The organism is Novosphingobium sp. SG751A (genome assembly GCF_013149295.1).
Taxonomy (GTDB): domain Bacteria; phylum Pseudomonadota; class Alphaproteobacteria; order Sphingomonadales; family Sphingomonadaceae; genus Novosphingobium.
In genome coordinates this window covers 1-12,340 of sequence record NZ_JABGCB010000004.1, presented here as the reverse complement: position 1 = coordinate 12,340, position 12,340 = coordinate 1, and the positions used below count along the sequence as shown (strand labels likewise).

Annotated in this window: 12 protein-coding genes; 3 read left to right on the top strand and 9 right to left on the bottom strand. The window is 61.7% G+C overall.

All coding sequences use genetic code 11. The features are described 5' to 3' along the window. Positions 1–33: 33 nt before the first annotated feature. The 4 genes from FHW96_RS06200 to FHW96_RS06185 form a co-directional block, all read right to left on the bottom strand. Positions 34–369, bottom strand: coding sequence for a hypothetical protein (locus FHW96_RS06200; RefSeq protein WP_253950777.1), 336 nt, complete (start codon positions 367–369; stop codon positions 34–36). A 6-nt stretch (positions 370–375) separates the two neighbouring features. Further along, positions 376–1,056 carry a Fe2+-dependent dioxygenase gene (locus FHW96_RS06195; RefSeq protein WP_172339689.1) on the bottom strand — a complete coding sequence of 227 codons (681 nt, stop codon included), beginning with the start codon at positions 1,054–1,056 and terminating at the stop codon, positions 376–378. 120 nt (positions 1,057–1,176) lie between these two features. Then, positions 1,177–3,519 (bottom strand): TonB-dependent siderophore receptor, encoded by a 2,343-nt coding sequence (locus FHW96_RS06190; protein ID WP_172339688.1) that lies wholly within the window; start codon positions 3,517–3,519, stop codon positions 1,177–1,179. A 152-nt stretch (positions 3,520–3,671) separates the two neighbouring features. Beyond that, positions 3,672–4,277, bottom strand: coding sequence for a hypothetical protein (locus tag FHW96_RS06185; RefSeq protein ID WP_172339687.1), 606 nt, complete (start codon positions 4,275–4,277; stop codon positions 3,672–3,674). Positions 4,278–4,339: 62 nt separating this feature from the next. On the opposite strand from FHW96_RS06185, the gene FHW96_RS06180 reads away from it, so the two are divergent. Beyond that, entirely contained in the window at positions 4,340–4,750 is a 411-nt protein-coding gene (locus FHW96_RS06180) for a DUF4031 domain-containing protein (protein ID WP_172339686.1), read from the top strand. A gap of 32 nt (positions 4,751–4,782) precedes the next feature. Here the strand turns inward: FHW96_RS06180 and FHW96_RS06175 are convergent, their stop codons facing one another. The 5 genes from FHW96_RS06175 to FHW96_RS06155 form a co-directional block, all read right to left on the bottom strand. Continuing rightward, positions 4,783–6,105, bottom strand: a complete 1,323-nt coding sequence (locus tag FHW96_RS06175) for an FAD-binding oxidoreductase (protein ID WP_172339685.1) — start codon at positions 6,103–6,105, stop codon at positions 4,783–4,785. A gap of 41 nt (positions 6,106–6,146) precedes the next feature. Continuing rightward, positions 6,147–7,307: a DUF1624 domain-containing protein gene (locus FHW96_RS06170; RefSeq protein WP_172339684.1), complete on the bottom strand. Its 1,161-nt coding sequence runs from the start codon at positions 7,305–7,307 to the stop codon at positions 6,147–6,149. A gap of 17 nt (positions 7,308–7,324) precedes the next feature. Further along, the gene (locus tag FHW96_RS06165) at positions 7,325–7,717 is read right to left on the bottom strand and encodes a RidA family protein (protein WP_172339683.1); all 393 of its coding nucleotides are present in this window, start codon (positions 7,715–7,717) and stop codon (positions 7,325–7,327) included. Then, a complete protein-coding gene (locus FHW96_RS06160) occupies positions 7,717–8,904 on the bottom strand; it encodes a DSD1 family PLP-dependent enzyme (protein WP_172339682.1) in 1,188 nt (395 codons plus the stop codon). The genes FHW96_RS06165 and FHW96_RS06160 overlap by 1 nt, the downstream gene beginning before the upstream one ends. Positions 8,905–9,076: 172 nt before the next feature. After that, on the bottom strand, positions 9,077–10,519 hold the full coding sequence (locus FHW96_RS06155; RefSeq protein WP_172339681.1) for an aldehyde dehydrogenase family protein: 1,443 nt from the start codon (positions 10,517–10,519) through the stop codon (positions 9,077–9,079). A gap of 132 nt (positions 10,520–10,651) precedes the next feature. Between FHW96_RS06155 and FHW96_RS06150 the strand changes: the two genes are divergently transcribed. Both FHW96_RS06150 and FHW96_RS06145 read left to right on the top strand, forming a co-directional pair. Next, on the top strand, positions 10,652–11,575 hold the full coding sequence (locus FHW96_RS06150) for a LysR family transcriptional regulator (protein WP_172339680.1): 924 nt from the start codon (positions 10,652–10,654) through the stop codon (positions 11,573–11,575). A 189-nt stretch (positions 11,576–11,764) separates the two neighbouring features. Further along, positions 11,765–12,037: a protein usg gene (locus FHW96_RS06145; protein WP_172339679.1), complete on the top strand. Its 273-nt coding sequence runs from the start codon at positions 11,765–11,767 to the stop codon at positions 12,035–12,037. The last annotated feature ends 303 nt before the right edge of the window (positions 12,038–12,340 follow it).

Below are 12,340 nucleotides of genomic sequence, written 5' to 3'. Positions count from 1 at the left end.
AGCGATCACAACAATCGCTTTGGATGGCCGACTTCATTCGCCTTGCAGCATGGCCGCCACCATGGCTTGCCAAACTGCCAGACAGTCTGCATTTTCAAGCTTGGCTTCACCTCTGCCGAGCATCGCGGCGCTGGGCTCCATGATGGCCATAAACGCCACGCGCGCGTTATCGCGGTACATTTTGCGCATGGGCTCGGCGTCGGGATCGCTCCAGTCCCAATCAGGCTGAACATTATCGTACATGGCGCGAGCGGCGCGTTCGAGCGGGGTCAAATTCATCTCGGTCATCGCAAGGCCTGTAGCCTGCATGACCGCCATGGTGAAGCCGCTGATCCACTTTTGCGCGCCGCGCCCGGCATGATCAAACACCGCGCCCTATGTGGCCGACCAGTGGCGCAGCAGATTGTGATAGAGATGGGTCAATTCATCGAGCGAGCTATGCTCGGGCACATCCATGGACAATTGCTGGATCGCCCCGTCCAGTTCAAACAGCATCCGCCGCCGTTCGGGCGAGGCGACGAAGCTTTGCGCCCACATGAAAGAGACATAGCGCCGGCCGTGCGTCACGGGTTCGACCCGGTGCAGGCTGGAGCTGGGATAGACCACCATATGCCCGGCGGGCAGTTTCACCTGATGGGTGGCAAAAGTGTCCTCGATGGTCAGTTCGCCGCCATCATATTCTTCCGGATCGCTGAAAAACAGCGTAGCCGAAATGTCGGAGCGCACGAAATCACCGCTGCCCGGAACCGGGAAAAGCGCGTTATCGACATGGCTGCCATAGCGCCCGCGCCCATCGTAGCGGGAAAAGCGCGGCTGGAGCAAACGCAGCGGCAAGGCGGATGCAATGAAAGCAGGCGTCTGGCCCAGCCGTTCCTGCACCAGGTCACCCAATTGCCGGGCCAGCGGATGATCGAGCGGCAACTGCTCATTGTCCTTCACCCGCGCGGCGCGATGACCTGCGGTGGCGCGCCCGTCTGCCCAATCGGCAGTTTCCAGCAACAGGCGGATCTCGCGCCATTCATCGCGCGAGAAAACCTCGGGGATTTCGATAATCATCCAGATGCCCTCAGGATCAAAAAACCGGCATGGCGGCACAAAGCATGATCGCAACATGCTTTGATCCAGCCATGCCGGCCTTCCCTGCCTTTCGCCTCGAAAGGCAGGGAAGATTGGAAATTACAGCTTCACATTCATGGTCAGCACCGCCGAGCGCGCATCACCCGGCGTGGCCCAGCCATTGTTGCGGATGCGGGTGAAATAGAGCTTGTCGGTGAAGTTCTTCACGTTGAGCTGGAGCGAGACCCGCTTGTTGATCTCATAGGCCAGCGAGGCCTGATGCACCCAATAGGCCTGCGAGCGGGTGGCCGGGGTCAAGCTGTTGGTGGCCGCGACATAGGTGGGCGAGGCGAAAGCGAAGCTGCCCTGATAGGTCGCGCCATAGCCCAGCGTCAGGCCGTCGAAGAGCCTGTATGTGGCAAAGATGCTGCCTGCATCCTCGGGTGTATTTTGCAGCGCCGTGCCGCCCAGCGGGTTGCGGTTGGCCGCCGAATTGCCGCAGGTGGTCGAAGGATTGGCGATGCAGTAATTCGACACCGACTGGAGCAGACGCCCGCGCAAATGCGTGTAATTGGCCGTCATGCGCAGGCGCGGCGTGACATTGCCACTGGCGCCCAGCGTGATGCCATCCACCCGCGATTTGCCATTAAGCTGTTGATCGGGAATGGTCGGATCGTTGGAGGCCACCGCATATTTGTCGCGTTCATTGCGGAATATCGACGCGGTCAGCAGCAGGCCGCCGAGCACTTCGGCCTTGACCCCGATTTCGTAATTCTTAGCCGATTCGGGATCGATGTTGCAGGTGGCCGCGCTGCACGAACCATTGACCGACGCCTTGGAGGGCGTGCGCGAATTGCCATAGGCGACATAGAGGCTGACTGGCTCGACCGGCTTATAAACAAGCCCCACGCGATAGGAAAACAGCGTGGCCGAATTGCGGAACGTGGTGCCTGGCGTCACCGCGCCCAGCGTGGCGGCGGCGGTCGATACGGTGTCGGCGCGATAGGTGCCGGTGTTGTCTTCAAGCCGGACGCCGGTGTTCAGCTCAACCTTGCCCAGCTTCATCGTGTCGAAGAAATAGACTGCATAATTCGACTGCTCACCGGTCTGGCGCGCGCTTTCGATATAGTTGATCGGGCCGGTATAGGTGTTGCTGCCGTAAACCAGCGCGCTGTTGCTGCCCACCGCCACATTGTCGGGGTTGGCGATGTTCATCAACGGCAGCGCGGGCGATGTGCCATCGACATTGCGCAGCGAACTGCCGCTGGAGAGATGGAATTTCTCCCAACTGATCGCTGCGCCAAGGTCGATCGTATGCTCGATCCGACCGGTGTTGAACACCGCCTTCAGGTCCACCTGATCGAAGAACAGGTCATTGGTGCTTTTGCGCGTGTTGCCGCGCGGGCCGCTCGGCTGGTAATACCCTGCGGGCACGGTGCCGCATGAGGCCCCGGTGGGCGTAAGATTGGTCGATGTCAGGCACCATGTGCCCTGCGGTGGATCGACCAGCGTGAACTGCGTCACCTGTTGCCAGCGCGCCAGATTGCGCAGCGAGATTTTCGCTCCCAGATCGTGCTCGAAAATGCCGGTGGCCTGATTGACGACGCTGCGCTGGCGATCAACGTTGCGATAGCCGAAATAGTCGCTGCGGCTTACACCCTGTACCAAGCCATTATAATAGGGCAGCCCATATTGGGGGACGTTGGTGTCTTCCTGATGGACATATTGCAGCGTGTAGCGCGTGGGCGTGCCAAGGCCGAAGGTCAGCGCGGGCGCAATGCCCCAGCGCTTGTAATTCTCCACCTCGCGCCCCGGAACGCGGTTCTTGTGCGCCATGGCGTTCAGGCGAAAGGCGGCCTGCCCACCAATGGTGCGGTTGATATCGGCCGTGGCGCGGTAATAATCGGCGGTGCCCACGCCGGCGCTCAGCACGCTTTCATTGTGGGCCAGCGGCTTTTTCGTTACCAGATTGATCTGTCCACCCACCGATCCTGCGCCCGAGACGACCGAATTGGCGCCATTGGTGATTTCGATGGTTTCAAGATTGAAGGGGTCGGTGCGCGTATATTGCGCGCTGTCGCGCACACCATCAACCGTGATGTCATTGCTGGCGCTATAGCCGCGGAAGGTGATAGCGTCGCCATAGCCGCCCCCGCCCTCGCCCGCGCCAAAGGTGATACCCGGCACGGTGGAAAGCACGTCGCGCAGGGTCAGCAGGTTCTGCTCCTCGATCTCGGCGCGGCCAAGAACCGTGATGGTTTGGGGCGTATCGCGCACCGGGCGCGTGCGCTTGGGCGATTCCAGCTTGCGCGTGGGTTCAACCACCACGCTGTCGGTCACCGCGAAACTGCCCAGATTCTGCTCCTGCTGCTGGGCCTGAGCGGGCGCGGCCAGCGCAGGCGCGATGCAGGACAAGGCAAGAAAGGTCCGCCGCGCGGCGCGCGGCGAGGAACGATGGTTCATGTGGCCCCCAAGGATTGCAAACTCGCGTCAACCGCGAGGCCACTGCGTGTAAATGCGAATCACTATCATTTGCAAGATATTTATTGCGATTGATTCGCACCATTGTATCAAACTATGTCTGCGCACCCTGCCCGCCTCCGGCCAAAGCCGCTTCAGCCCAGCTCCCACCCGATATTGCGCTTCAGCATGTCCTGTTCGGCCAATGTGAGTTGCCCGCTGAGGAGCAGATCGTCACGAAGCCGCGTCAGGATTGTTGCCCGAGCTTCGCGAAACCGGACCTCGGGCACAAAGCCATACTCCTTGCGAACGCCCGCCGCGTACCATGCATACACTTCCGGATCGGCATGCCACAGGATACTCAGATCAGCCTTCAGTAACAGGTTGACCGCCTGATCCTGCGCCGTCCTTTCATCGCTGAAATGATGGCTTTTGGTCGCGAGAATCATCTCCGCAACCAGGCGCTTGTCGAGCGGTTCAGGCGGCAAGAAGACATCTGAAGCAGACTGGAACATGGCCAGCGACAATTCCTCATTGTCGCCGCGGGCCGGGTCGTAGATGATGTCATGGAACAGCGTCGCGGCAGTCATTTCGGGCGTAAAGGCATGATGGGCCGGGATCTGACCCAGCATGAGGTCAATGTGTCGAAGCGTATGGTAGTAGCGCTGCGCTTCGCTATGATGGCCGATGATCAATGCGCGCATATCGCCCGGCAGGTTCAACCGGTCGAACGCGGCGATCAGCGATGGATGGTCGGACATACTCGGGCCTCCAGAAGCCAGACTAGGTAGACGGGAATAACAGTGCAATCGCCGGTAACGCCATGAGTGTCTATGTCGACAGCGCCATTCACGCACTGCGCGGGCGGCTGATGTGTCACATGTTCTCGCCGGATCTGGGCGAGCTGCATGCGATGGCCGAACGCATCGGCATCGAGCAGCACTGGTTTCAGGACCCGTTGACCATGCGCGTGTCCTGGCCGCATTACGATATTGATCAGGCGCGCCGCGCCGTCGCCATCGATCTGGGCGCCGTCGTTTGCGACAGATATCAGACCGTGGCGATGGCCGCGATCATTCAAGGCAGGCCCGACAAATTGCGGCGCATTCGCGCTCTGGCCGATCCGAGCCGCGCCTTTGCACCGGCAACTCATGTTCCGGCATGGCTGACCGAGCAAGGCTTTGCGCAAATCTGGAATTGGGAAGAAGCGGACTGGCCACCTGCGTCGGAATAGGCACTGGGCAACCCGCACCCGCCTCTTGCGCGCTAAAGCGACCCCACTTTGATCCTTGATCCGTCGACAAGGCGGTCAAGACGAAAATGAGCGGGATCGACGCTGGGCCGGTCATTGGCCACCAGTTCGGCGGCAAGATGGCCGATGCCGGGGCCAAGACCAAACCCATGGCCCGAACAGCCCGCGGCAAGGCATAGCCCGCCAATCTGCTCCACCGCCGACACCACGGGCACGGCATCAGGCGTGCAATCGACATAGGCGCCCCATGCCGCATCCATCTCAAGCCCGGCCAGCTGGGGGAAAGTCGTAACCAGATTGGCCATGATCGCGCCCACCAGTTTGCGGTTGGGCGCGGGGGAAAGAACGCGGGTGTTCTCGAAAATGGCGGGATCGCGGCCCCACAGCGCGGGCAAGGATTCAGGGCCGGAGAAGAAGGAACCTCCCAGTCCCAGTTGCACGGCCTTAAGGCGCTGGATGAATTGCGGCATGAACTCGCGGCCAAAGCGCAGACCCTGCGGGGTGATTTCAAGCGTCGCGCGCCCGCTGATGGCCAGCGTATAGCTGCCATCGAGCCGCCGGGTCATGGCCAGATCGGGGCAATAGAGCACCTCGCCCAGATTGACGGTCGGTTTGGTGCGCAAGGCTGTCTGGCGCACGCTGGCCTGCGGGAATATAACGCCATGGCGCCGCATGAAGGTCGAGGCCCAGGCGCCCGCCGCGCAAAGCACCGCATCGGCGCGGATGGTGCCACGTTCGGTGTGCAGCCCGGAAATCCTTCCTTGCGTCAGGTCCAGCCCCCTCGCCGCGCAGCCCTGATGGATGGTCGCCCCCAATTGCCGCGCGCCTTCGGCCAGCGCCGGTGCGGCCAACGCGGGTTCGGCCTTGCCATCGGCAACCGAATGCAGCCCGCCGACCCATTGCCGCCGGTTCTGGGGTATGCGCTGCGCAGCCTGTGCGGCGGTGAGCATATGCGTATCCACCCCGAATTCGCGCGCCACCGGTCCCCAGGCCTCCCACCCGGCCAGCACCGCCGCATCGTCGGTGGCATAGACCAGCCCGGTGCGGCGAAATCCCAGATCCCGCCCGATCTCGCCGCGCAGATTATCCCACAGGCGCATGGAGAGCAGCGAGAGCGGCATCTCACGCGGGTCGCGGTTTTGCTGGCGACACCAGCCCCATGTGCGGCTTGATTGCTCGCAACCGACATAGCCCTTTTCGACCAGCGCCACCGACAGGCCGCGCCGCGCAAGATAATAGGCCGAAGCCGTGCCGACAATGCCGCCGCCCACGACCACAACATCAACCGCCTCGGGCAAATGCTCGTCGCTGGCGACAGGCTGAACAACAGGATGCATGGGATAACCTTCTGTCGAGCGGGCGATATCGGACGAATGGCTCAGAGATATTTGAGCCACCAGATGTCCTTGCGGGCCTTCTTGATGTTCGAGAACCAGCGGGTGGGGAAATAGAGCGGCACGATGATGGCCAGATAGAATGCCCAAACCCAGCCCAGCGAAGCGAAGCCAAACACATCCCCGTGATTGGTCCCCCAGATCGCCCTTGCGGCCAGATAGAGCAGGCGCAGCAGATAAAGGTGGAAGAGGTAGAAGAACATCGGCGCACTGCCCAGCACCGAGAGCCAGTGGGTGACGCGGGCATGGTTGGCGCGCTCAAACACGGCAAGCAGGATCAGGCCCATGCCCAGTGTCGGCAGAAGAAACAGCAGCGAGGGCGGATATTTGGTCATGGCCAGAAAACTCATCACCGTGCGCAGCCGATCACCGGGCACCGTAAACCACGGCGCATCGCCATAGGCATTGAGCGCACGCAGCAGGACGAAGCCGACAATCATGGCCGTCCCCGCCCGCCACAGCCGGTTCAAGCGCGTTTCGGATGAAAGCCCGGCAAACCATCCCCCCGCCGACCAGCCAAGGCAGATCACCCCGATCCAGGGCACGACCGGATAGTTGAACTTGACCACCATGCCCGCCAGCTCGATCTGCGAGCGTTTGTGCAGGATCGCCCATGGAATGAACATCGGGCTGTCAGGCGCAAAAGCAATGCCGTCGAGCAGATTGTGCCCGCCCACAATGACCAGCCCCAGCATCAGGATCGCCCTGCCCGGCAAATGGATCAGGCCCGCCAGCGCGATCATACACAGGCCTATGGCCCAGATCACCTGAAGAAACACGAAATGAAAGGGCAGTTCGGCCCGCCAGGAGAAATTGATCAGCGTAAGTTCGAGCAGGACCAGAAAAGCCCCGCGACGCAGCAGAAAATCGCTGGTTTCGGCCGGCGTATGGCGCCGACTGTAGAGGTATGCCGACAAGCCGGTCAGCGCCACAAAGATCGGCGCACACAGCGTGCTGGTGATGCGGGTGAAAAACAAAGCGGGCATGATGGTGCGCGCATCGACCGGATCGCTCACCGGAACATAGAGAAGCCACGTCTCGCGCACATGGTCGAGCAGCATGAAGATCATGACCAGCCCTCGCAGGGCATCGATGCTTTGCAGCCGCGGGGCTGCGGCCGATTTGGCCGGATCAGGCGTTGACATGGCTCACCTCCGAAAGATCAGTCCCGCAGCGCGGCGATGGCGTCGATTTCAACCAGATAGCCGTAATGCAGCTCGGCCACCGGAACGACCGTGCGGGCAGGACGCGCCGCGCCCAGCATATCGGCATAGACGCGATTGAATTCCGGCCAGTTTTCCACCCCGACGATATAGGCCGTGACGCGGCACAGGTCGTGGGCGCTGCTACCCGCGGCCTCAAGGATGGCCAGCATATTGGCGATGGCCTGCCTTGCCTGCGCGGCAAAGCCCATGTCGGCCAGCGGCGCCTTGTCAGGCCGGATCGGCAATTGGCCGGAGATATAGAGCGCGCTGCCCGCGCGGATCGCCTGAGCATAGTGACCGGCAGGGGCAGGCGCGCCTTCGGTCAGGATGGGTTGGGGAGCATTGTTCATTACCAGCCTCCGAAACGTTGCCATTGGCCCGTCACCACATCGGATGCGCCATGGACCACATTGTATTGGCGATGCTGCGCGCCGGTGGCGCAGGCGTGATTGGGCAGAATGCGCAGGCGATCCCCGATGGCCAGATCGGGCAACGTGCCTTGCGAACCGGGGCGCAGCGTGATGATACCATGTTCCTGATTGGCATCGGCCATGATCAGGTCCGGGTAGGCATGGCCCGCAATATCGCAGACGACGCCATAGCCCTGATTGACAGCCTGTTTGGCGGTCCCGCGATCCTGCGACATGGCCATCCATCCGGCATCCACCAGAATCCACCCCTTTTCACGCTGATGTCCGATCACTGTGGCAAGGACGGAAATGGCAATATCCTCGGCCCGGCAAATGCCGATGCCGGCCATGACCAGATCGAAAAAGACAAAGACGCCCGCCCGCACCTCGGTAACGCCCGTCAGGTCAAGAGCATGATGCGCGGTCGGGGTAGAACCAAGGCTGACCACCGGACAGGGCAGGCCCGCCTCGCGCAGGATGGCGGCGGCATCAACCACGCTTTTGCGCTCCTGCTCGGCGGCTTGTTGCAGGGCCTGAACCCCGCGCGCGGCATAGCTGCCCCCGGCATGGGTGAGGACGCCGCGCAATTCCCCGCCATCAATCAGCGCCCGGCCAATCCCGACAAGGCGTGCCGCATCATTGGGCACCACGCCCGAGCGATGCCCGTCGCAATCGATCTCGATCAACGCGGGAATGGCGACGCCCGCTTCGCGTGAGGCGGCCGCTACGGCCTCGGCCTGCTCCACCGTGTCGAGCACCACGGCCAGATCGACACCCTGGCGGCGCAATTCGAGGACCTTGGCCAATTTCCACGGCGTGATGCCCACAGCATAGATGATGTCGCGCACCCCGGCGGCGGCGAAGAACTCGGCCTCCCTCAGGGTAGAGACGGTGGCCGGACCCTGCGGGCTGCTCATCACATGGCGGGCGACCTCAACTGATTTGGCGGTTTTCAGATGGGGACGCAGCGCCACACCCAGCGGCGCAAGCCTGTCTCGCAGCCGAGCAATATTGCGCTCCATGCGATCCGCATCAAGGATCAGGCAGGGCGTTTCAAGCGCGTCGAGGCGCAGTGGAGCGGAGATTTGGGCAGTCTGCCCAAGGGTGTTTGCATGGCTCACCATCATGTTCCTTGCTGGTCTTGTGGGGGCATTGTGCCGAGGGTAAATGTCGCGCACAATTAATGGATCTTGCATGTTCAATTAAGGCTGGGGTTAAGCATCCCGCCACACATGCACGGCAAAGGCATAGGCCATGAATCTGCCCGGCGGGACGGGGTACATCCCACGAAGCGGTCGCTCATTGCGGATAGTAGCCCAGTATGGCCTTGGTCTCGAGATATTCCTCCAGCCCGAAACGGCCATATTCGCGCCCATTGCCCGATTGTTTATAGCCGCCGAAGGCCGCCATGCCGTCCCATGCTGGATGGTTGATATGGACCTGTCCCGCGCGAATCCGGCCCGCAACGCGGCGCGCCCGGTCCAGATCGGCCGACTGCACATGCGCGCCAAGGCCGTAAACCGTGTCATTGGCGATACGGATCGCATCCTCTTCATCGCGATAGGGGATAAGGCAAAGGACGGGGCCGAAAATCTCCTCCTGCGCGATGCGCATCGCCGGATCGGGGCAGGTGAAGATGGTGGGGCGGCAATAGAACCCCCGGTCAAACCCATCGGGCCTGCCCGGCCCGCCCCAAACCAGTCGGGCCCCCTCGGCAAGGCCGATGTCGATCATGCGCTGGACCTTGTCAAACTGGTTGCGATTGGCCACCGGGCCAAGGTCGGTGGTCTCCAGCGAGGGATCGCCCACAACCAGCGCCCGGGCAGCGGCGGCAGCCATATGCTCAACCTCGGCAAGGCGTGCCTGCGGCACCAGCATCCGGGTGGGGGCGCTGCATGATTGTCCGGCATTGCGCAGACCCGCCGCGACGCCCAGCGGCACTACGCGGGCAAAATCGGCATCGTCGAGCAGAATATTGGGCGACTTTCCGCCAAGTTCCTGAGTCACGCGCTTGACCGTGGGCGCGGCGGCCTGGGCCACCAGAACCCCGGCGCGGGTGGACCCGGTGATCGAGACCATGTCAATGTCACCATGGGCGGCAATTGCCGCGCCGACCTCTTCACCCAGCCCCGTGACCATGTTGAACACGCCGGGAGGCGTCCCGGCTTCATGCAGGATCTGGGCCAGCATATGGGCGCTGAAAGGCGACAATTCGCTGGGTTTAAGCACAATGGTGCAGCCAGCCGCCAGAGCCGGGGCCAGCTTGGCGGTAATCTGATAGAGCGGCCAGTTCCATGGAGTGATCAGCCCGCATACGCCAATGGCCTCACGGGCGATGGCGGTGCTGCCCTGAGGGGTGAGGAAGGGGAAGCGTTCCAGCACCTCGATCGCGGCGCGGATATGGGCCAGTCCAAAAGGGACATGGGCCGTGCGGGCGAAACCGATGGCCGCCCCCATCTCCTGACAGATAGCCTGTGCCAGCGGCTCTGCCCTCTCCTCCATCAGCACCAGAATGCGGCCAAGCAGGGCGATACGCTGCGCAGGCGTAGTGGCGGAAAATGCGGGGAAAGCGGCTCTTGCGGCGGCCACGGCCTGATCCACGTCAAGGGCGCTGGATTGAGCCACCGATCCGATGACCTGTTCGGTTGCCGGGCTGATGACTGGAATGGCCGAGGCGGAACGCGCAGGATGGCGCCATTCGCCGTTGATATAGATAAGGTCACATGCGGGCGCAGAGATCATGGGCGGCATCTTTCACGCTTTGTAAAATGGGCACCTGTCCATCGCCGGGCCAGTTGCCTGGGCGCCGATGATATGGCAAAGCATGAATGCTGCAATTAATATGATCTATATATAGCATTAAGATCGAACCTAATGATCACCACCGAGGATCTGACATTTTTCCGTGTTCTGGCCGCTTCGCCCTCGCTGGCCGAGGCGGCGCGCAACCTGAATGTGACCCCGCCTGCGGTGACGCAGCGGTTGCGCGCGCTGGAGGAACGGGTGGGTGTCAAGCTGATCGAGCGCACTTCGCGCGGGCTGAACCTGACCGATGAAGGCGAGATGATCGCCACGGAAGGCGTCGAGATCATCAATGCCATCGAAGCCCTGAGCGAAAGGCTGGCCAGTCGCACCAGCCAGATCCGGGGCCATTTGCGCGTGGCGGCCCCTTACGGCTTTGGCAGGCGCTATGTCAGCCCGGTTGTCGAGGCCTTTGTGCGGGCCAATCCGGCAATGACCGTCACGCTGGAATTGTCCGACAGTCCCATCCGGCAGGTGAGCGAGAGCTGGGATATTGTGGTGCATATCGGCGCCTTGCCGGAAAGCGACAGGCTGGTGACGACACTGGCGCCCAACCGAAGGATTCTTTGCGCGGCGCCCGAATATCTTGAGGGCCATCCGCCCATAGTCACGCCCGATGACCTTATCGCCCACCGCTGTCTTGCGTTGCGGGAAAACAACGAGGATGTCACGCTCTGGCGCTTTATGCATGCCGACAAAGAGCGGATGACCGTCCGGGTCCATCCCGCCATGTCGAGCAATGATGGAGAAATCGTGCGCGACTGGGCGCTGGCGGGCCTTGGGGTGATCGTGCGCAGCGAATGGGATGTGGCCGGGGATCTGGCGGCGGGACGGCTGGTGGAAATTCTGCCCGACTGGGCGCCGCCTGCGGCGGATGTCGTGGCGCTGCTGCATGCGCGGCATGGACGCAGCGGGCGCACCAATGCTTTTCTGCAAACTCTGCGCGCCGCGCTGGCCAACGTGCCATGGAGAGCGGATCGCGGATCGGGCTTTTGATCCATCAGACAAGCGGGTTCATGCAATTTTGGCACCCGATGACCGAGAGTGCCAAAATTTCTATATAAACGATCAACTTAACTCATATTCCGCACCATTTCCGACTTGACACAAAGACCGGAATTACAAATCCTGATGCCACACAGACGAACCAACAGGGATGATCAACACAGCACAGGAGAACGGGACATGAGCGGACATGATGAGTTTGCACGGCAACTGCAAGGCTATGGCCTCTCCACCGCAGAAATCAGCTATTTCATGCCCGACTATCCTTCGCTGTTGCAGATTTTTGTGTGGCAGTTTTACGATGAGGCGCCCCATTTCCCGGAATTACGCCGATTTCTTGACGCATGGCGGCGCGACATTGAGGCTGTGCTGCATTCGGTCCGGCTGGTGCATGACCGATTGCTGGGACCGCGCGTGTGGCATCCCAAGGCTGGGATCATCACCATACAATAGGCTGAGCCAAAGGGGCGCTTGAAAGACCCGCATGATCATGCCCTTTTGCGGCCATAGCTGATTTCACGCCCTACGGCCCGTCGGATGCTTCGGCGGGAATCGAGTTTGCCGTGCCGGTTGATAAGCTCACGCAGGTTGTTCCGCGCATCATTCAATCGGGCCGATGAGAGAGGAGGCGGCGCAATTGCTCGGCCTCAGGCCCCAGATAAAGCTGATGGGGTGGACGCCCCCCGACGGCATCGATGTGCCATAGTGGAGGTGTTGAACACCACTGAAGGAGGCGTCCGTGTCGGAGGTTATCAC